The 23136-nt window shown below is 67.8% G+C and carries 1 protein-coding gene; it reads right to left on the bottom strand.

Annotation, left to right across the window (positions count from 1 at the left end; all coding sequences use genetic code 11):
- Nucleotides 1-36: 36 nt before the first annotated feature.
- Nucleotides 37-23136, bottom strand: a complete 23100-nt coding sequence (locus DZC73_RS07660) for an Ig-like domain-containing protein (RefSeq protein WP_124539652.1) — start codon at nucleotides 23134-23136, stop codon at nucleotides 37-39.

Genomic DNA, 23136 nt, shown 5'->3' with positions numbered 1-23136 from the left:
CCTCGGGGGCAGGAGCGAAGCGACTGGGGGGCCCCATCAACCTCCGTCGGTCACCAGCTTCCCACGCTTGAGCAGGTCATTGATGATCTGCGCATCCGTCGTGAAGCTGCCCACCAGGTTCACGCCGGTCAGCGTGATGGTCTGGTCGACCTTGCCGGTCGCGAAGCCGCCGGAGAACTGGCCCGTCGTGCTGATGGACACCACCGTGTCCGAACCCGACATCGCGAAGTGCAGGTAGTTCGCCAGATTGCCGTTGTCCGCCGTCACCGTCACCGTGTTCGTCAGGCCGATGGAGGCCGGCATGCCGATCACGTTGGCCGTGTGGGTTTCGCCCACCAGCAGGTCGCGCAGGTCCAGCACGTCGCCGGAGTAGTTGGCATTGTCGAAGTCGCTGATGACGTCGGCCGCCGGTGTGCCCGCCGTGCCGCCATCGCCCAGCTTCCACTGGAAGACGTCATGGCCCGTGCCGCCGGTCAGGGTGTCGTTGCCCTTGCCGCCGATCAGGATGTCGTCGCCCGCGCCGCCACTGAGGATGTCGTTGCCTTGGCCGCCGATGAGCTTGTCCTTGCCCGTGCTGCCGGTGATGGTGTCGTTGCCGACGCCGCCGTCCAGCGTCGAGCCGGTGCGCACGTTCCACACGCCGGCGCCGGAGCCGGCGACGATGTCCTGCGTCTCGCCCAGCGTGGGCTGGTTCGCATCGCTGTACATCGCCAGGTTGGTGGTGGAAAAGGTCTGGTAGGCCGTGTCGGCGGTGCCGCTTAGCTTGTACTCGATCTTCAGCACGGCGTTGCCGCCCTGTTCCCAGTACAGCAGTTCCAGCGCGGTGAGGCCGCCGGTGATGGGCACGCCCGAGTACACCCGCGTCGTCGGCGACTGGATGTCGTCGTAGATCGCGACGGTCTGGCCGCCCAGGTTCAGGCGGAAGCCGTCGTCGGCCGTGACGCGGATGTCGTACGAACCTGCCGCCATGAACACCTCGCCGGTCAGGCGGATGCCCGCATCGGTGGTGGTGCCCAAGCCGCTCTTGGTGCCGCTGCCCGACCAGGCCGAGTAGGTCACGCCCTGCTCGACGGACAGCGTGCTCGTGTCCGAGCCGGCGCTGCGGTCCAGGAAGCGCCACAGGTTGCTGTTGTTGTCGGTCAGGCTGGCGGTCGATCCGCCCGCGGCCACGACGTTGTTCTTGCCCAGGTTGCCGGTGACGTCCGGGCTCGCGCCGTAGTCGACGGTGCGGGCAAGGAACCGCGCATCCACCGCGTTGGAGGACGCTGCGGTGGAGGTGCCGAGGATGCTGTTGCTGCCGCCCACCGCAGCATTGCGCGCATTCACGATGGTGTTGAAGTCGCTGACGTGGTCGAGGTTGCCCAGCGTGGCGTCGTCCGAGTGATGGCGGGTCGAATTCGTGCCGGGGTCGGTCTCGTTGTAGCCGTAGTACTCGCCGTTCAGGCCCTGCGTGTTCGACAGCACCGTGCTGGTCGGCGTGGTGGCGGTGATGGTGTCCGCCTGGCCGCCCACGGTGATGGTCAGCGTCGCATTGGCCGTGCCGCCGTTGCCGTCGGACAGCTGGTAGGTGAACACATCGTTCACGTTGCTGCCGGTGGCGATGGCGTCGGCACGCGTGGCGGTGTAGACGTAACTGCCGTCGGACTTCAGCGTCAGGTCGCCGTAGGTGCCGATGAAGGTCGTGCCGCCGGCCGACACGCTGGTGCTCGGCGAGCCGCTGCCGGCAATGGCCTTGCTGACGACGAGTACGTCGCCGGTGTCGACGTCGGTGTCCTTGCCTGCGGGCACGGAGCCCGACTGGATCACGCCGTTGGCCGCGGTGACCGTCAGCGTGCCCTGGGCCAGAACGCTGCCCGTGTCGTTGTTGGCCACCGGCGCGTCGTTGGTGCCGGTGATGGTGAAGGTGATGGTCGAGCTGCTGGTGGAGCCGGCTGCGTCGCGCATCGTGTAGGTGAAGGTCTCGGTGGCCGTCTGGCCCACCGCCAGCGCCTCGGCCGGCGCCTTGTTGGCGAGGTAGCTGTAGCTGCCATCGGCATTGAGCGTGAGCGTGCCGTAGGTGCCGGCCAGGGCCGAGCCCACCGTGCCGCTGGTGGCGCCGAAGGCGACGGCGGAGACGGCCTTGGTGTCGCCGGTGTCGACGTCGGTGTCGTTGGACAGCACGCCGGCGGCAGCGGTCTTGGTCAGCGTCACGTCCTCGGTGGCCGCGCCGGTGTCGGCGACGGCCACCGGCGCGTCGTTCGTGCCGGTGATGGTGAAGGTGATGTTGGCGGTGCTGGTGGCACCTGCGGTGTCGCGCACCGTGTAGCTGAAGACTTCGGTGGCGGTCTGGCCGGTGCCGAGGGCCTCGGCGGCGGCCTTGTTCGCGAGGTAGCTGTAGCTGCCGTCGGCGTTCAGCGTCAGCGTGCCGTAGGTGCCGGCGAGGCCGGAGCCGACTGTGCCTGTGGTGGCGCCGAAGGCCACGGCGGACACGGTCTTCGTGTCGCCGGTGTCCACGTCGGTGTCGTTGACGAGCACGCCCGAAGCGGCGGCGACGTTGAGGGTGACGTCTTCGGTGGCGGATGCGGTGTCGGCCACGGCCACCGGTGCGTCGTTCGTGCCGGTGATGGTGAAGGTGATGTTGGACGTGCTGGTCGCGCCGGCCGCGTCACGCATCGTGTAGCTGAAGACTTCGGTGGCGGTCTGGCCGGTGCCCAGCGCTTCAGCGGCGGCCTTGTTGGCCAAGTAGCTGTAGCTGCCGTCGGCGTTGAGCGTGAGCGTCCCGTAGGTGCCGGCCAGTGCAGAGCCCACCGTGCCGGTGGTGGCGCCGAAGGCCACGGCGGACACGGTCTTGGTGTCGCCGGTGTCGACATCGGTGTCGTTGGCGAGTACGCCGGTGGCGGCGGTGGTCGTCAGCGTCACGTCTTCCGTTGCGGCGCCGGTGTCGGCCACTGCGGTCGGGCCGTCGTTCGTGCCGGTGATCGTGAAGGTGATGGTGGCCGTGCTGGTGGCGCCAGCCGCGTCACGCATCGTGTACGAGAAGACTTCAGTGGCAGTTTGGCCGGCGCCGAGCGCCTCAGCGGCGGCCTTGTTGGCGAGGTAGCTGTAGCTGCCATCAGCGTTCAGAGTCAATGCGCCGTAGGTGCCAGCCAGTGCGGAGCCCAATGTGCCCGTCGTGGCGCCGAAGGCGACGCCGGAGACGGTCTTGGTATCACCAGTGTCAACGTCGGTGTCGTTGCCGAGCACGCCGGTGGCGGCGGTCTTGGTCAGCGTCACGTCCTCCGTGGCCGCGCCGGTGTCGGCCACGGCCACGGGCGCGTCGTTCGTGCCGGTGATGGTGAAGGTGATGTTGGCGGTGCTGGTCGCGCCGGCCGTGTCACGCATCGTGTAGGTGAAGACTTCCGTAGCCGTCTGCCCGGTGCCGAGCGCTTCAGCGGCTGCCTTGTTGGCCAAGTAGCTGTAGCTGCCGTCAGCGTTCAGGGTCAAGGTGCCATAGGTGCCGGCCAGGCCGGAGCCGACTGTGCCGGTGGTGGCGCCGAAGGCCACGCCCGACACCGTCTTGGTGTCACCCGTGTCCACGTCGGTGTCGTTGGCCAAGACGCCCGAAGCGGCGGTCACGTTCAGCGTCACATCCTCGGTGGCCGAGGCGGCGTCCGCGACCGCGGTCGGGCCGTCGTTGGCGCCGGTGATGGTGAAGGTGATGTTGGCCGTGCTGGTGGCTCCGGCTGCATCACGCATCGTGTACGAGAAGACTTCCGTGGCGGTCTGTCCCGTGCTGAGCGCTTCAGCGGCGGCCTTGTTGGCGAGGTAGCTGTAGCTGCCGTCGGCGTTGAGTGTGAGCGTGCCGTAGGTACCAGCGAGGCCGGAGCCCACGGTGCCGGTGGTGGCACCGAACGCGACGCCGGAGACGGTCTTGGTGTCGCCGGTGTCGACGTCGGTGTCATTCGCCAAGACACCCGAAGCAGCAGCGACGTTCAAGGTCACGTCTTCGGTGGCAGAGGCAGTGTCCGCCACGGCGGTCGGACCATCGTTCGTCCCGGTGATCGTGAAGGTGATGGTGGCAGTGCTCGTTGCACCTGCCGCATCACGCATCGTGTAGCTGAAGACTTCGGTGGCGGTCTGGCCAGTGCCCAGTGCTTCAGCGGCGGCCTTGTTGGCCAGGTAGCTGTAGCTGCCATCGGCGTTGAGCGTGAGCGTGCCGTAGGTGCCGGCGAGGCCGGAACCGACCGTGCCGGTGGTGGCACCGAAGGCCACGGTGGACACAGTCTTCGTATCGCCGGTGTCCACATCGGTGTCATTGGCGAGCACGCCCGAAGTGGCAGCGACGTTGAGCGTGACGTCCTCGGTGGCGGAAGCGGTGTCCGCCACGGCGGTCGGACCATCGTTCGTCCCGGTGATCGTGAATGTGATGGTGGCGGTGCTGGTCGCACCAGCCGCATCTCGCATCGTGTAGCTGAAGACCTCGGTGGCGGTCTGGCCGGTGCCAAGCGCCTCAGCGGTAGCCTTGTTGGCCAGGTAGCTGTAGCTGCCATCGGCGTTAAGCGTCAGCGTGCCGTAGGTTCCGGCCAGGCCGGAACCGACCGTGCCGGTGGTGGCACCGAAGGCCACGCCGGAGACCGTCTTCGTGTCGCCGGTGTCGACGTCGGTGTCGTTGGCCAACACTCCGGAGGCCGCTGCCACGTTCAGCGTCACGTCCTCGGTGGCAGAGGCAGTGTCCGCCACGGCGGTCGGACCATCGTTCGTGCCGGTGATCGTGAATGTAATGGTGGCAGTGCTGGTTGCGCCGGCCGTGTCACGCATCGTGTAGGTGAAGACTTCGGTGGCCGTCTGACCCGTGCCGAGCGCTTCGGCGGCAGCCTTGTTGGCGAGGTAGCTGTAGCTGCCGTCAGCGTTCAGCGTCAAGGTGCCGTAGGTGCCAGCCAAGCCAGAGCCGACGGTGCCGGTGGTGGCACCGAAGGCCACGCCGGAGACGGTCTTGGTGTCGCCAGTATCGACGTCCGTGTCGTTGGACAGCACGCCTGTGGCTGCGACCTTGGTCAGCGTCACGTCTTCGGTGGCAGCACCAGTGTCGGCCACTGCCACCGGCGCATCGTTGGTGCCGGTGATCGTGAAAGTGATGGTGGCGGTGCTCGTTGCACCGGCCGCGTCGCGCATCGTGTAGCTGAAGACTTCGGTGGCTGTCTGGCCCGTGCCGAGCGCTTCAGCAGCGGCCTTGTTCGCGAGGTAGCTGTAGCTGCCATCAGCGTTCAGGGTCAGCGTGCCATAGGTGCCAGCCAAGCCGGAACCGACGGTGCCGGTGGTGGCACCGAAGGCCACGGCGGAGACGGTCTTCGTGTCGCCGGTGTCGACGTCGGTGTCGTTCGCCAAGACACCCGAAGCAGCAGCGACGTTCAAGGTCACGTCTTCGGTCGCAGAGGCAGTGTCGGCCACGGCGGTCGGGCCGTCATTGGTGCCGGTGATCGTGAAGGTGATGGTGGCGGTGCTCGTTGCACCAGCCGTGTCACGCATCGTGTAGCTGAAGACTTCGGTGGCCGTTTGACCCGTGCCGAGCGCTTCGGCGGCTACCTTGTTCGCGAGGTAGCTGTAGCTGCCATCGGCGTTCAGGGTCAGCGTGCCATAGGTGCCAGCCAAGCCGGAACCGACGGTGCCGGTGGTGGCACCGAAGGCCACGGCGGAGACAGTCTTCGTGTCGCCGGTGTCGACGTCCGTGTCATTCGCCAAGACACCCGAAGCAGCAGCGACGTTCAAGGTCACGTCTTCGGTCGCAGAGGCGGCGTCGGCCACGGCGGTCGGGCCGTCGTTCGTGCCGGTGATCGTGAAGGTGATGGTGGCCGTGCTGGTGGCACCAGCCGCATCTCGCATCGTGTAGCTGAAGACCTCGGTGGCGGTTTGGCCGGTGCCAAGCGCCTCAGCGGCAGCCTTGTTGGCCAAGTAGCTGTAGCTGCCATCGGCGTTCAGCGTGAGCGTGCCGTAGGTGCCCGCAAGGCCGGAGCCCACCGTGCCGGTGGTGGCACCGAAGGCCACGCCGGACACGGTCTTGGTGTCGCCGCTGTCCACATCCGTGTCGTTGACGAGCACGCCGGAAGCTGCTGCGACGTTGAGCGTCACGTCCTCAGTGGCCGCAGCCGTATCGGCGACGGCCGTCGGGCCGTCATTGGTGCCGGTGATCGTGAAGGTGATGGTGGCAGTGCTGGTCGCACCGGCCGCGTCACGCATCGTGTAGCTGAATGCCTCAGTGGCCGTCTGGCCCGTGCCGAGCGCTTCGGCGGCTGCCTTGTTGGCGAGATAGCTGTAGCTGCCATCGGCGTTGAGCGTGAGTGTGCCGTAGGTGCCAGCCAAGCCGGAGCCGACCGTGCCGGTGGTCGCACCGAACGCGACACCAGAGACCGTCTTCGTGTCGCCCGTGTCGACATCGGTGTCGTTGGCCAACACACCGGAGGCCGCTGCCACGTTCAGTGTCACGTCCTCGGTGGCCGAGGCGGTATCGGCCAGGGCGGTCGGGCCGTCATTCGTCCCGGTGATGGTGAAAGTGATGGTGGCGGTGCTGGTCGCACCAGCCGCATCTCGCATCGTGTAGCTGAAGACCTCGGTGGCGGTTTGGCCGGTGCCAAGCGCCTCAGCGGCAGCCTTGTTGGCCAAGTAGCTGTAGCTGCCGTCGGCGTTGAGCGTGAGCGTGCCGTAGGTGCCGGCCAGGCCGGAGCCGACCGTGCCGGTCGTTGCGCCGAAGGCCACGCCGGAGACGGTCTTGGTGTCGCCCGTGTCGACATCGGTGTCGTTGACCAGCACGCCCGAGGCTGCGGCCACATTCAGCGTGACGTCCTCGGTGGCAGATGCGGTGTCGGCGACGGCCGTCGGACCATCGTTCGTGCCGGTGATCGTGAAGGTGATGGTGGCGGTGCTCGTTGCACCGGCCGTGTCACGCATCGTGTAGCTGAAGACTTCGGTGGCGGTTTGGCCGGTGCCAAGCGCCTCAGCGGCTGCCTTGTTGGCGAGGTAGCTGTAGCTGCCGTCGGCGTTGAGCGTGAGCGTGCCGTAGGTGCCCGCAAGGCCAGAGCCCACCGTGCCTGCAGTGGCACCGAAGGCCACGCCGGAGACGGTCTTGGTGTCACCGGTGTCCACGTCCGTGTCGTTGGCCAGCACGCCGGATGCGGCTGCGACGTTGAGGGTGACGTCTTCAGTGGCGGATGCCGTGTCGGCCACGGCCACCGGTGCGTCGTTCGTGCCGGTGATGGTGAAGGTGATGGTGGACGAGCTGGTCGCGCCAGCCGCATCACGCATCGTGTAGGTGAAGACTTCGCTGGCCGTCTGGCCGACAGCCAATGCTTCGGCGGCGGCCTTGTTGGCCAGGTAGCTGTAGCTGCCGTCGGCGTTCAGCGTGAGCGTGCCGTAGGTGCCCGAGAGGCTGGAGCCGACCGTGCCGGTGGTGGCACCGAAGGCCACGCCGGAGACCGTCTTCGTGTCGCCGGTGTCGACGTCGGTGTCGTTGGCCAACACTCCGGAGGCCGCTGCCACGTTCAGCGTCACGTCCTCGGTGGCCGAGGCGGTATCGGCCACGGCGGTTGGGCCGTCATTCGTACCGGTGACGGTGAAAGTGATGGTGGCCGTGCTGGTTGCACCGGCTGCATCACGCATCGTGTAGCTGAAGACTTCCGTAGCCGTCTGCCCGGTGCCAAGCGCCTCAGCGGCTGCCTTGTTGGCCAGGTAGCTGTAGCTGCCATCGGCGTTGAGCGTGAGCGTGCCGTAGGTGCCGGCCAAGCCAGAGCCCACCGTGCCTGCAGTGGCACCGAAGGCCACGCCGGAGACGGTCTTGGTGTCACCGGTGTCCACGTCCGTGTCGTTGGCCAGCACGCCGGATGCGGCTGCGACGTTGAGGGTGACGTCTTCAGTGGCGGATGCCGTGTCGGCCACGGCCACCGGTGCGTCGTTCGTGCCGGTGATGGTGAAGGTGATGGTGGACGAGCTGGTCGCACCAGCCGCATCACGCATCGTGTAGGTGAAGACCTCGGTGGCGGTCTGGCCCGTGCCCAGCGCTTCAGCAGCGGCCTTGTTCGCCAGGTAGCTGTAGCTGCCGTCGGCATTGAGGGTCAAGGTGCCATAGGTACCGGCGAGGCCGCTGCCGACCGTGCCGGTGGTTGCGCCGAAGGCAATGCCCGACACCGTCTTCGTGTCGCCGGCGTCCACATCGGTGTCATTGGCGAGCACGCCTGAAGCGGCGCTCACGTTGAGCGTCACATCTTCTGTGGCGGCCGCCGTGTCGGCCACGGCCGTCGGACCATCATTGGTGCCGGTGATCGTGAACGTGATGGTGGCCGAACTGGTCGCGCCAGCCGTGTCGCGCACGGTGTACGTGAAAGACTCGGTCGCGGTCTGGCCCGCGCCGAGCGCCTCTGCAGCGGCCTTGTTGGCGAGGTAGCTGTAGCTGCCGTCGGCATTGAGCGTCAACGTGCCGTAGGTGCCTGCGAGGCCGGAACCCACGGTGCCGGTGGTGGCGCCGAACGCCACGCCGGAGACGGCCTTGGTGTCACCAGCGTCCACATCGGTGTCGTTGACCAGCACGCCAGAGGCTGCAGCCACGTTCAGCGTCACGTCCTCCGTGGCCGAGGCCGCATCGGCCACGGCCACCGGTGCATCGTTGGCGCCGTTGACCGTGACGTCGATGGTCTTGGTCGCCGTGCCGTCCAGGCTCGTCACCGTCAGCAGGTCGTGCACGACGGCGCCGGCGGCCAGGGCCTGCGTGGCGGGCTTGGTGTTGTCCAGCGCATAGGTCCAGGCGCCGGTCGAGGCATTGAAGGTGAACGTGCCGTAGGTGCCCGCCAGGCTCGGCGGGGACTGGAAGCTGCTCTGTCCGGCGTCGGCGTCGTTGATGACCAGCGTGCCGTTGGCGTTCGGGTTGCCGGCGCTGACCGCGCCAGCTTCCGTCACCGTGCCGCTGGACGTGCCGGTGATGGTCGGAACGTCGTTGGTGCCGGTGATGGTGAAGGTGATGGTGGCGGTGCTGGTGGCACCGGCCGCATCGCGCATGGTGTAGCTGAAGACTTCGGTGGCGGTCTGACCCGCGCCGAGCGACTCGGCCGCAGCCTTGTCCGCGAGGTAGCTGTAGCTGCCGTCGGCGTTGAGCGTGAGTGTTCCGTAGGTGCCGGCCAGGCCGGAGCCCACGGTGCCGGTGGTGGCGCCGAAGGCCACACCGGACACCGCCTTCGTGTCGCCGGTGTCCACATCCATGTCGTTGGCCAGCACGCCGGCCGCGGCGGAGACGTTCAAGGTCACGTCTTCGGTGGCGGATGCCGTGTCGGCCACAGCGGTCGGGCCGTCGTTGGTGCCGGTGATGGTGAAGGTGATCGTGGCGGTGCTGGTGGCACCAGCCGCGTCACGCATCGTGTAGGTGAAGACCTCCGTGGCGGTCTGGCCCGTGCCCAGCGATTCAGCCGGCGCCTTGTTGGCGAGGTAGCTGTAGCTGCCATCGGCGTTGAGCGTGAGCGTGCCGTAGGTGCCGGCCAGGGCCGAGCCCACCGTGCCGCTGGTGGCACCGAAGGCCACGGCAGACACGGTCTTGCTGTCACCGGTGTCGACATCGCTGTCGTTGGCGAGCACGCCCGAGGCGGCGCTCACGTTCAGCGTCACGTCTTCGGAGGTGATGGCCGTGTCGGCGACAGCCGTCGGGCCGTCGTTCGTGCCCGTGATCGTGAAGGTGATGCTGGCGGTGCTGGTGGCACCCGCGGTGTCGCGCACCGTGTAGCTGAAAACCTCGGTAGCCGTTTGGCCGGTGCCGAGGGCTTCAGCGGCGGCCTTGTTGGCCAGGTAGCTGTAGCTGCCGTCGGCGTTCAGCGTGAGCGTGCCGTAGGTGCCGGCGAGGCCAGAGCCCACGGTGCCAGTGGTGGCACCGAACGCCACGCCCGATACCGTCTTGGTGTCGCCGCTGTCCACGTCCGTGTCGTTGACGAGCACGCCGGATGCGGCGGCGACGTTGAGCGTCACGTCCTCGGTGGCGGATGCGGTATCGGCGACCGCCACCGGTGCGTCGTTCGTGCCGGTGATGGTGAAGGTGATCGTGGCGGTGCTGGTCGCGCCTGCCGCGTCACGCATCGTGTAGCTGAAGACTTCGGTGGCCGTCTGGCCGACAGCCAAAGCTTCGGCGGCTGCCTTGTTGGCCAGGTAGCTGTAGCTGCCGTCCGCGTTCAGGGTCAGCGTGCCGTAGATTCCCGCAAGGCCGGAACCGACCGTGCCAGCGGTCGCACCGAAGGACACGCCCGACACCGTCTTGGTGTCGCCGGTGTCCACGTCCGTGTCGTTGGCCAGCACGCCGGACGCGGCCACGTTCAGCGTCAGATCCTCCGTCACGAAGGCCGTGTCGGCCACGGCGGTCGGGCCGTCGTTGGTGCCGGTGATGGTGAACGTGATGGTGGCGGTGCTCGTTGCACCTGCCGCATCACGCATCGTGTAGGTGAAGACTTCGGTGGCGGTTTGACCGGTGCCGAGGGCTTCAGCAGCGGCCTTGTTGGCCAGATAGCTGTAGCTGCCGTCGGCATTGAGCGTCAGCGTGCCGTAGGTGCCCGCAAGGCCAGAGCCCACCGTGCCGGCGGTGGCACCGAAGGCCACCCCCGACACCGTCTTGGTGTCGCCGCTGTCCACGTCCGTGTCGTTGGCCAGCACGCCGGATGCGGCGGTGACGTTGAGGGTGACGTCTTCAGTGGCGGATGCTGTATCGGCCACGGCCACCGGTGCGTCGTTCGTGCCGGTGATGGTGAAGGTGATGGTGGACGAGCTGGTCGCGCCAGCTGCGTCACGCATCGTGTAGGTGAAGACTTCGCTGGCCGTCTGGCCAACGGCCAATGCTTCGGCGGCCGCCTTGTTCGCGAGGTAGCTGTAGCTGCCGTCCGCGTTCAGCGTCAGCGTGCCGTAGATGCCTGCCAGTGCCGATCCAACCGTGCCGGTGGTCGCGCTGAATGCGACGCCGGTGACGGTCTTCGTGTCGCCTGTGTCGACATCGGTGTCGTTGGCGAGCACGCCGGAAGCGGCGACGTTCAGGGTGATGTCTTCCGTGGCAGATGCAGTGTCTGCGACGGCGGTCGGCGCGTCATTCGTGCCGGTGATGGTGAAGGTGATGTTGGCGGTGCTGGTCGCGCCAGCCGTATCACGCATCGTGTACGAGAAGACCTCCGTGGCGGTCTGACCCGTGCCCAGTGCTTCAGCGGCTGCCTTGTTGGCCAGGTAGCTGTAGCTGCCGTCGGCGTTGAGCGTGAGCGTGCCGTAGGTGCCGGCCAGGGCCGTGCCCGCCGTTCCAGTGGTGGCACCGAAGGCCACGGCGGAGACGGTCTTTGTATCGCCCGTGTCGACATCAGTGTCGTTCGCGAGCACGCCCGATGCGGCGGCCACGTTCAGCGTCACATCCTCGGTGGCCGAGGCGGTGTCGGCCACGGCGGTCGGCCCGTCGTTCGTGCCGGTGATCGTGAAGGTGATGGTGGCCGTGCTGGCCGCGCCAGCCGCGTCACGCATCGTGTAGGTGAAGACTTCGGTGGCCGTTTGACCCGTGCCGAGGGCTTCAGCAGCGGCCTTGTTGGCGAGGTAGCTGTAGCTGCCGTCGGCATTCAGCGTCAAGGTGCCATAGGTGCCCGACAGCGCGGAGCCGACAGTGCCGGGGGTCGCGCCGAAGGCCACGCCCGACACGGTCTTCGTGTCGCCCGTGTCAACGTCGGTGTCATTGGCCAGCACGCCGGATGCTGCGGCCACGTTCAGCGTCACATCCTCGGTGGCGGCAGCCGTGTCGGCGACGGCGGTCGGGCCATCGTTCGTGCCGGTGATGGTGAACGTGATGTTGGCGGTGCTGGTGGCGCCCGCGGCGTCACGCATCGTGTAGCTGAACACCTCGGTCGCGTTCTGGCCGTTGCCAAGGGCTTCGGCGGCGGCCCTGTTGGCGACGTAGCTGTAGCTGCCATCCGCGTTCAGCGTCAGCGTGCCGTAGGTGCCCGACAGCGCCGAGCCCACCGTGCCGGTGGTGGCACCGAAGGCCACGGCCGATACGGTCTTCGTGTCGCCGGCGTCCACGTCGGTGTCGTTCGCGAGCACGCCGAAAGCGGCGGTGCGGGTGAGCGTCGCGTCTTCGGTGACCTGGGCCGAGTCGGCCACGGCCACCGGCGCATCGTTCAAGCCGGTGATGTTGAAGGTGAGCGTCGACGTGCTGGTGGCGCCTGCGGCGTCACGCATCGTGTAGGTGAAGGTCTCGGTGGCCGTCTGGCCGGCGCCCAGCGCTTCGGCCGGTGCCTTGTTCGCGAGATAGGTGTAGCTGCCGTTGGCGTTCAGCGTCAGCGTGCCATAGGTGCCACCCAGGGCCACGCCCACGGCGCCGGTGGTGGCGCCGAAAGCGACGCCGGAGACGGTCTTCGTGTCGCCGGTGTCGACGTCGGTGTCGTTGGCGAGCACGCCGGTGGCGGCAGGCCTGCTGAAGTTCACGTCCTCGATGACGGAGGCCGAATCGGCCACGGCCACCGGCGCATCGTTCGTGCCGGTGATGGTGAAGGTGATGCTGGCGGTGCTGGTGGTGCCGGCGGCGTCACGCATCGTGTAGCTGAAGACTTCGGTGGCCGTCTGGCCAGTGCCCAGTGCTTGGGCCGCCGCCTTGTCGGCGAGGTAGCTGTAGCTGCCGTCGGCGTTGAGCGTGAGCGTGCCGTAGGTGCCGGCCAGGCCGGTGCCCACGGTGCCGGGGTTGGCGCCGAAGGCGACGCCAGAGACCGTCTTGGTGTCACCGGTGTCGATGTCGGTGTCGTTGGCGAGCACGCCGGCGGCAGCGGAGACGTTCAAGGTCACGTCTTCGGTGGCGGATGCCGTGTCGGCTACAGCGGTCGGGCCGTCGTTCGTGCCGGTGATGGTGAAGGTGATGGTGGCGGTGCTGGTGGCACCGGCCGCATCGCGCATCGTGTACGAGAAGACTTCGGTGGCCGTCTGCCCGGTGCCGAGGGACTCAGCGGCAGCCTTGTTGGCCAGGTAGCTGTAGCTGCCGTCGGCGTTGAGTGTGAGCGTGCCGTAGGTGCCCGCCAAGCCGGAACCGACAGTGCCGGTCGTTGCGCCGAAGGCCACGCCGGACACCGTCTTGGTGTCACCGGTGTCGACGTCGGTGTCGTTGGTGAGCACACCAGTGGCGGCGGCCACATTCAGCGTCAGGTCCTCGGTCGCCGAGGCGGTGTCGGCGACGGCAGTCGGGCCGTCATTGGTGCCGGTGATGGTGAAGGTGATGGTGGCCGTGCTCGTTGCACCAGCTGCATCACGCATCGTGTACGAGAAGACTTCCGTAGCCGTCTGGCCGGTGCCGAGCGCTTCAGCGGCGGCCTTGTTTGCCAGGTAGCTGTAGCTGCCATCGGCGTTGAGCGTGAGCGTGCCGTAGGTGCCCGCGAGGCCGGAACCGACAGTGCCGGTCGTTGCGCCGAAGGCCACACCGGACACCGTCTTGGTGTCGCCGGTGTCGACGTCGGTGTCGTTGGCGAGCACACCAGTGGCGGCGGCTACATTCAGCGTTACATCCTCGGTAGCCGAGGCGGTGTCGGCCACGGCCACCGGTGCGTCATTGGTGCCGGTGACCGTGAAGGTGATGCTGGCGGTGCTGGTGGCACCGGCCGCATCCTGCATCGTGTAGGTGAAGACCTCGGTCGCAGTCTGGCCGGTCCCCAAGGCTTGGGCAGCGGCCTTGTCAGCGAGATAGCTGTAGCTGCCGTCGGCATTGAGCGTCAGCGTGCCGTAGGTGCCGGCGAGGCCGGAGCCGACCGTGCCGGTGGTCGCACCGAAGGCCACGCCCGACACCGTCTTGGTGTCGCCCGTGTCCACGTCCGTGTCATTGGCGAGCACGCCCGAGGCAGCAGTGACGTTCAGCGTCACGTCCTCGGTGGCAGAAGCGCTGTCCGCGACGGCCGCCGGGCCGTCGTTCGTGCCGGTGATGGTGAAGGTGATGGTGGCCGTGCTCGTTGCACCAGCCGTGTCATGCATCGTGTAGGTGAAGACTTCGGTGGCCGTCTGCCCGGTGCCGAGGGCTTCAGCCGCTGCCTTGTTGGCCAGGTAGCTGTAGCTGCCGTCGGCGTTCAGCGTCAAGGTGCCATAGGTGCCTGCCAGGCCGGAGCCGACCGTGCCGGTGGTCGCGCCGAAGGCCACACCCGACACGGTCTTGGTGTCACCGGTGTCCACATCCGTGTCGTTGGCGAGCACGCCCGAGGCAGCGCCCACGTTCAGCGTCACATCTTCGGTGGCCAAGGCGGTGTCGGCCACTGCCACCGGGGCGTCGTTCACCGGCGTCACGTTGATCGTCGCGGTGTTGGGCGTGGTGTCGAAGGCGCCGGCGGAGTCCTGCACTGCGAAGGTGAAGGTCGCGTAGTTCGCGCCGTTCGCATCGGCCGCGGGCGCGAAGACCAGGTGGCCGGCGGCGATCTCGCTCACGGACACGACAGCGCCCGCGCCCAGGGCGACGCCGTTGAGCAGCAGCGAGCCTGCCGTCGGCAGCGTGGAGATGCGCACGGAGGCGAAGGTCTGGCCCACGTCGGCATCGCTGAAGCCGAAGTTGGCGACCGTCAGCGTGGCCGGAGTGTCTTCGGCGGTCGTGACCGCGAAGTCCGCACCCGAGGGCGGCGTGTTCGCGCCGACGTTCACGGTCACGGTGGCGGTGTCGCTCAGGCCGTGCGGATCGGTCAGCGTGTAGGTGATCGTCAGCGTGCCGCTGAAGTTGGTGGCCGGCGTGAAGGCCAGGGTGCCGTCCGGGTTCACCGAGACGGTGCCCTTGGTCGGGTCCGACAGCACGGGACTGGACACCGTCAGCGAAGCGGTGCTGTCGTCCACGTCGACGTCGTTGGCCTTGACGTTGATGGTCAGGCCGGTGTTGATCGGCGTGCTCACCAGGTCGTCGACGGCATCGGGCGCGTCGTTCACCGGGGTGATGGTGATGGCCAGCGTCGCGGTGCTGCTGGCGGTGCCGTCGGTCATCGAATAGACCGCGGACGGCACGGCGCCGTCGTAGTTGGCGGCCGGCGTGAAGGTATAGGAGCCGTCGCTGTTGATGAGCAGCGTGCCCACGCCCGCCAGCGTGGCGGTCGCGCCCGCGGCGTAGGTGGTGCCACCGACGGTGAATTGCGTGACCGTCTGGCTCGGCCCATCGACGTCGGTGTCGTTGGTCAACACATTGCCCGTCACCGCCACGTCTTCGTTGGTGATGGCGGTGTCATTCACGGCCACCGGCGCATCGTTCACGGCGGCGACGTTGATGGCCACGGTCGCGGTGGACACGTCGCCATCGGCGTCGGTGATGGAGTAGGTGAAGCTGTCGGCGCCGTTGTAGTTGGCGCTGGGGGTGTAGGTGAAGGTGCCGTCGTTGTTGAAGACGATGGCGCCGTGGGCGGGGCCGGAGCCACCGACCAGGGCGAAGACGTTGCCGCCGTCGCCGGAGAGGGTGTCGTTTGTGGCGACGGTGCCGATGAAGGGCGTGTCTTCCGTCGCGGCAACCGTGTCGGCCACTGCCGTCGGCACGTCATTCACACTGGCGACGTTGATGCTGACCGTGGCGGTCGAGACATCGCCGTCGGCATCGGTGATCGAATAGCTGAACGTGTCAGCGCCGTTGTAGTTGGCGCTGGGGGTGTAGGTGAAGGTGCCGTCGTTGTTGAAGACGATGGCGCCGTGGGTGGGACCGGAGCCACCGACCAGGGCGAAGACATTACCGCCGTCGCCGGAGAGGGTGTCGTTCGTGGCGACGGTGCCGATGAAGGGCGTGTCCTCGGTGGCTGCAACCGTGTCGGCCACTGCCGTCGGCACGTCGTTCACGCTGGCGACGTTGATGCTGACCGTGGCGGTGGAGACATCGCCATCGGCATCGGTGATCGAGTACGAGAAGGTGTCGGCGCCGTTGTAGTTGGCGCTCGGCGTGTAGGTGAAGGTGCCGTCGTTGTTGAACACGATGGCGCCGTGGGCCGGACCAGAACCACCGACCAGGGCGAAGACATTGCCGCCGTCGCCCGACAGCGTGTCGTTCGTGGCGACGGTGCCGACGAAGGGCGTGTCTTCCGTTGCGGCAACCGTGTCGGCCACTGCTGCCGGCACATCATTCACGCTGGCGACGTTGATGGCCACGGTTGCTGTGGACACATCGCCATCGGCATCGGTGATCGAATAGCTGAAGGTGTCAGCACCGTTGTAGTTGGCGCTCGGCGTGTAGGTGAACGTGCCGTCGTTGTTGAACACGATGGCGCCGTGGGCCGGACCAGAACCACCGACCAAAGCGAAGACGTTGCCGCCGTCACCGGAGAGGGTGTCGTTGGTGGCAACGGTGCCAACGAAGGGCGTGTCCTCCGTTGCAGCGACCGTGTCCGCCACAGCGGTGGGCACATCGTTCACGCTTGCGACATTGATGGCCACGGTTGCCGTGGACACATCGCCATCGGCATCGGTGATCGAATAGCTGAACGTGTCGGCGCCGTTGTAGTTGGCGCTGGGGGTGTAGGTGAACGTGCCGTCGTTGTTGAAGACGATCGCGCCGTGGGTGGGGCCGGAACCGCCGACCAGGGCAAACACATTGCCGCCGTCGCCGGAGAGGGTGTCGTTCGTGGCGACCGTGCCAACGAAGGGGGTGTCTTCCGTCGCGGCAACCGTGTCGGCCACTGCCGTCGGCACGTCATTCACGCTGGCGATGTTGATGCTGACCGTGGCGGTGGAGACATCGCCGTCGGCGTCGGTGATCGAATAGCTGAACGTGTCGGCGCCGTTGTAGTTGGCGCTGGGGGTGTAGGTGAAGGTGCCGTCGTTGTTGAAGACGATGGCGCCGTGGGCGGGGCCGGAACCACCGACCAGGGCGAAGACATTGCCGCCGTCGCCGGACAGCGTGTCGTTCGTGGCGACGGTGCCGACGAAGGGCGTGTCCTCGGTGGCGCTCACGGTGTCGGCCACGGCGGCCGGCACGTCATTCACGCTGGCGACGTTGATGCTGACCGTGGCGGTGGAGACATCGCCGTCGGCGTCGGTGATCGAATAGCTGAACGTGTCGGCGCCGTTGTAGTTGGCGCTGGGGGTGTAGGTGAAGGTGCCGTCGTTGTTGAAGACGATGGCGCCATGGGCGGGGCCGGAACCACCGACCAGGGCGAAGACATTGCCGCCGTCGCCGGACAGCGTGTCGTTCGTGGCGACGGTGCCGACGAAGGGCGTGTCCTCGGTGGCGCTCACGGTGTCGGCCACGGCGGCCGGCACGTCATTCACGCTGGCGACGTTGATGCTGACCGTGGCGGTGGAGACATCGCCGTCGGCGTCGGTGATCGAATAGCTGAACGTGTCGGCGCCGTTGTAGTTGGCGCTGGGGGTGTAGGTGAAGGTGCCATCGTTGTTGAACACGATGGCGCCGTGGGCCGGACCAGAACCACCGACCAGGGCGAAGACATTGCCGCCGTCGCCGGACAGCGTGTCGTTCGTGGCGACGGTGCCGACGAAGGGCGTGTCTTCCGTTGCGGCAACCGTGTCGGCCACTGCTGCCGGCACGTCGTTCACGCTGGCGACGTTGATGGCCACGGATGCCGTGGAGACATCGCCATCGGCGTCGGTGATCGAGTAGGTGAAGGTGTCAGCGCCGTTGTAGTTGGCGCTCGGCGTGTACGTGAACGTGCCGTCGTTGTTGAAGACGATGGCGCCATGGGCGGGGCCGGAACCACCGACCAGGGCGAAGACATTGCCGCCGTCGCCGGACAGCGTGTCGTTGGTCGCCACAGTGCCGACGAAGGGCGTGTCCTCGGTGGCGCTCACGGTGTCGGCCACGGCGGCCGGCACGTCGTTCACGCTGGCGACGTTGATGCTGACTGTGGCGGTGGAGACATCGCCGTCGGCGTCGGTGATCGAGTAGGAGAAGGTGTCGGCGCCGTTGTAGTTGGCGCTGGGGGTGTAGGTGAAGGTGCCATCGTTGTTGAACACGATGGCGCCGTGGGTCGGACCAGAACCACCGACCAGGGCGAAGACATTGCCGCCATCACCGGACAGCGTGTCGTTCGTGGCGACCGTGCCAACGAAGGGCGTGTCTTCCGTCGCGGCAACCGTGTCGGCCACCGCAGCCGGCACATCATTCACGCTGGCGACGTTGATCGCAACGGTTGCCGTGGACACATCGCCATCGGCATCAGTGATCGAATACGAGAACGTATCAGCACCGTGGTAGTTGGCGCTGGGGGTATAGGTGAACGTGCCGTCGTTGTTGAAGACGAGGGAACCGTGGGTGGGGCCGGAACCGCCGACCAGGGCGAACACATTGCCGCCGTCGCCCGAGGGCGCGTCATTGGTCGCCACGGTGCCGACAAAGGGCGTGTCTTCCGTCGCGGCGACCGTGTCAGCCACCGCCACCGGCACGTCGTTCACGCTCGCGACATTCACGTTCACCGTCGCAGTGGAGACATCCCCGTCCGCATCGGTGATCGAGTAGCTGAAGCTGTCCGCCCCGTGGTAGTTCGCGTTCGGGGTGTAGGTGAAGGTGCCGTCGGCATTGAAGGTGATGCCGCCATGCGCCGGGCCGCTGCCGCCGACGAGTGCGAACACATTGCCGCCGTCGCCCGAGGGCGTGTCATTGGTCGCGACCGTGCCCACGAAGGGCGTGTCTTCCACCGCGGCCACGGTGTCGGCCACGGCCACGGGCACGTCGTTGACGCTCGCCACGTTCACGCTCACCGTGGCGGTGGACACGTCGCCGTCCGCATCGGTCAGGGTGTAGCTGAAGCTGTCCGCGCCGTGGTAGTTGGCAGCCGGGGTGTAGACGAAGGTGCCGTCGTTGTTGAAGGTCAGCGTGCCGTGCGCGGGACCGGAGCCGCCGACCAGTGCGAAGACGTTGCCGCCGTCACCGGAGGGCGTGTCGTTGCCGGCGATCGAGCCGGAGAAGGGTTGGTCCTCGACGGCGTTGACGGTGTCGTTCACTGCCACGGGCAGGTCGTTCACCGGCGAGACGGCCAGCGTCAGCGTGGCGGATGTGGCGGTGGTGCCGTCGGTGACGGTGTAGGTGGCCACCGGCACGGGGCCGTTGTAGTTGGCCGCCGGCGTGAAGCTGAAGCTGCCGTCGGCGTCGATGTGCAGGGAACCCACGCCCGCCAGCACGGCGGTGCTGCCTGCGGCGAAGGTGGCACCGCCTACGGTGAACTGGGTGACCGACAGCACGTCGCCGTCCACATCCGTGTCGTTGGCGAGCACGTTGCCGGCCAGCACGGTGTCTTCGGCCGTGGTGAAGCTGTCGTTGGCCGCCACGGGGGCGTCGTTCACCGGCGTGACGTTCAGGGTCAGCGTATTCGGGGCAGCATCGAAGGCGCCGGCGTTGTCCTGCACGCTGAAGTTGAAGCTCGCGTATGGCGCGCCGTTGGCGTTCGCAGCGGGCGTGAAGACGAGGTGGCCTGCAGCGATCTCGGTGGCGGAAATGACCGCGCCGGCGCTGACGGCTGCGCCATTGAGCAGCAGCGTGCCCGAAGCCGGCAGGCTGTCGATGCGCACGTTCGCCAGCGTCTGGCCGGCGTCCGCATCGGCAAAGCCGAGGTCGCCCACCTGCACGGTGTAGCTCGTGTCCTCGGCGATGCTGTGGGTGCTGTCCGCGCCGGTGGGCGGCGTGTTGTTGCCCACCGAGATGGTGACGGTGGCCGTGGTGGTGCCGCCGTGGCCATCGCTGACGGTGTAGGTCGCCGCGACAGTCCCGCTGAAATTCGTGACCGGCGTGAAGCTCAGGGTGCCGTCGGGGTTGACGCTGATGCTGCCTTGCGCCGGGTTCACCAGCGCGGCGCTGGTGACGGTCAGCGTGTCGCCGTCGACGTCGCTGTCATTGCCCAGCACGGCGAAGGTGACGGGCGTGTTGATCGGCGTGGAGGCGAGGTCGTTGCCGGCCACCGGCGCGTCATTGACGGCCGACACGCTGAGCGTGAGAGTGGCGGTGGAGGTGAGCGAACCATCCGTGGCGGTGTAGGTGGCCACCGGCACAGGGCCGTTGTAGTTGGCAGCCGGGGTGAAGGTGTAGGAGCCGTCGCCATTGATGACGAGCGAGCCCACGCCGGCCAGCGAGGCGGTGGCGCCGGCGGCATAGGTGCTGCCGCCGACCACGAACTGGGTCACGCTCAGCGCGGGGCCGTCGATGTCGGTGTCGTTGGCCAGCACATTGCCGGTCAGGGGCGTGTCTTCGGCGGTCGTGGCGCTGTCGTTGGCAGCCACCGGCGCATCGTTCACCGGCGAGACGGCCAGCGTCAGCGTGGCGGTGGACGAGGCCGTGCCGTCGCTCACCGTGTAGGTGGCCACGGGCACCGGGCCGTTGTAGTTGGCCGCGGGCGTGAAGCTGAAGCTGCCGTCGGCGTTGATCACCAGCGTGCCAACGCCGGGCAGGCTGGCCGCGTTGCCGGCAGCGAAGGTGGATCCGCCCACCACGAATTGCGTGACGCTCAGGGACGGGCCGTCCACGTCGCTGTCATTGGCCAGCACGTTGCCGGCCAGCGGCGAGTCCTCGGGGCCGGTGAAGCTGTCGTTCGCGGCCACGGGCGCGTCGTTCACGGCCGTGACGGTGACGGCCAGCGTGCCGTTCACGTTGGCGGTGCCGTCCGTGACGGTGTAGGTGGCCACGGGCACCGGCCCGTTGTAGTTGGCCACCGGCGAGAAGGTGTAGGAGCCGTCGGCGTTGATGAGCAGCGTGCCCACGCCGGCGATGGCCGCGGGCGTGCCGGTGGCGAAGGTCGATCCGTTCACCACGTACTGCGTGACGCTGAGCACGTCGCCATCGACATCGGTGTCGTTGGCGAGCACGTTGCCGGACACGGCGCTGTCTTCCGCGGTGCTCACGGTCTCGCCGGTGACCACCGGCGCGTCGTTCACGGCCGTGACGTTCACGGCCAGCGTGTTGGGCGTGGTGTCGAAGGCGCCGGCGCTGTCCTGCACGCTGAAGGTGAAGGCGGCGTAGGGCGCGCCGTGGGCATCCGCGGCCGGCACGAACACGAGGTTGCCTGCGGCCACGCTGGCTGCGGACAGCACCTGGCCTGCCACCACCGGCGTGCCGTTCAGGAGCAGCGTGCCGACTGCCGGCAGCGCATCGATGCGCACGTTCGCCAGCGTCTGGCCCAGGTCCGCGTCGGCGAAGCCGAGGTCGCCCACCTGCACGGTGAAGCTCGTGTCTTCGGCGATGGTGTGGGTGCTGTCGGCACCGGTGGGCGGCGTGTTGGCTCCCACGTTCACCGTCAGGCCGGCGCCGCTGACACCGCCATGGCCGTCGCTGACCACGTAGTTGATGACCGCGGCGCCCGTGAAGTTGAGTGCCGGGGTGAAGTGGATCGTGCCGTCAGGGTTGATGCTGACCGTGCCTTGCGACGAATCGGCCAGCGTGGCGCTGGTGACGCTCAGCGTGTCGCCGTCGGCATCGCTGTCGTTGGCGAGAACGGCCACGTCGGTGGCGGTGTTGATCGGCGTGGAAGCCAGGTCGGCCTGGGCCGACGGCGCGTCGTTCACGGCCGTCACGCTCAGGCTGAGGGTGGCGGTCGAGGTGAGCGAACCGTCCGTGGCGGTGTAGGTGGCCAGAGGCACCGGGCCGTTGTAGTTGGCCGCCGGGGTGAAGGTGTAGGAGCCGTCGCCGTTGATGACGAGGGTGCCCACGCCGGGCAGGTTGGCAGTGGCGCCGGCGGCGAAGGTGGATCCGCCCACGCTGAACTGGCTGACCGACAAGGCCGGGCCGTCCACGTCGCTGTCGTTGATGAGCACGTTGCCGGTCTGCACGGTGTCTTCGGCACCGGAGGCCACATCGGCCGTCGCCACAGGGGCGTCGTTCACCGCAGCGATGGTCAGCGGCACCGAGATGGGCGAGGACGACAGGCCCAGGTTGTCGGTGGCGGTGAAGCTGAAGCTGGTCGTGCCGTTGAAGTCGGCGGCGGGCTGGAACACCAGGTTCGCGGCCTGCGTCGGCGTGAGCGTGCTGCCGGCCGTCACGGGTGTGACGCCATCGGCGAGGAACAGCGTGCCGTTGGCGGGCAGGCTGGTGATCGTCACCGACACAACGGTGCCGTCCACGTCGGTGCCGCCCAGGTTCACGGGCAGCGCGGTGTCTTCATGGCCGGCGCCGACCGTGAAGTTGGCCACCGGCGCGTCGTTGACGGCGGCGACGTTGATGGTGATGGCGGTCGGCGTGGAGACCGCACCCGCGCTGTCCGTGACGGTGAAGGTCACCGCCGAGCTGCCGTTGAAATCAGCGGCCGGATGGAACAGCAGGTTGGCCGCCTGCGCGGGCGTGAGCGTCTGGCCCGCGATCACGGGCGTGCCGTCGGCCAGCGACAAGGCGCTGCCCGCGGGAATGCTGACGATGGTGACGCCCGTGACCGGGCTGTCCACGTCCGTGCCGCCCAGCGACAGGGGCAGGGTGCTGTCTTCCAGGCCGGTGACGGTGGCGGGCGTGCCCACCGGCGCGTCGTTCACCGGCGTGAGGTTGATGCTGGTCGTGCCCGAGGCGCTGGCGCTGCCGTCGGTCACGGTGTAGTTGAAGTTGCCGACCGTGGCGGTGCCGTCATAGTCAGCAGGCGGCACGTACTTCAGGCCGGCCAGGTCGGCGGCGGTGAGCGTGCTGCCGGCGGTGAGCACGGTGCCGTCGGCCTTCAGCACCTGGCCGATGGCCGGCACGGTGTTCACGGTGACAGTGGCAGCACCCGACGCGCCAGAGGGTGTATTCAGACCCAGGCTGACCGACGGGCCTTCTTCCACCGCGCTGATCGCGTTGGCGCTGTTGCCGATGGACGGCGTGGTGGTCTTGTTTTCTGGCGCAGTGATCTGGTTGCCGTTGACGAAGTTCGTCTGCGTGCCGTCGGGCGCGCTGGAGACGAAGCCGCCGCTCGGGCCCACGGCCTCGGAGATGCGGTCCACGCGCAGGCCGGGGCTCAGGTCGGAGGCGCCGTCGCCGCCGACCACGGCCGCCGTCGCGGCGGTGGGCTCGTCGGTGTTGATGCCGGCGATGACGCGGTCGATGTCGTCTGCCGCGGGCGCCGGCTTGGCGAAGACGGTGTCCTCGTCCGGCGTGAGCTGGACGATGCCGTTCTGCGTGGTGAGGATGACGTCCCCGCGATGCACCACGTCGCCCAGGTGGAGCGCGTGCATCTTGCCGTCGGCGCCTCGGATGAGGGCCGTGCCCCACAAGCCGGTGACTCTTCCCGAGACGGTTTGAACGATGGTGGGCAT

Source organism: Rhizobacter terrae (assembly GCF_003852895.1).
GTDB lineage: Bacteria > Pseudomonadota > Gammaproteobacteria > Burkholderiales > Burkholderiaceae_C > Albitalea > Albitalea terrae.
This window is presented reverse-complemented; position numbering and strand designations above follow the sequence as displayed.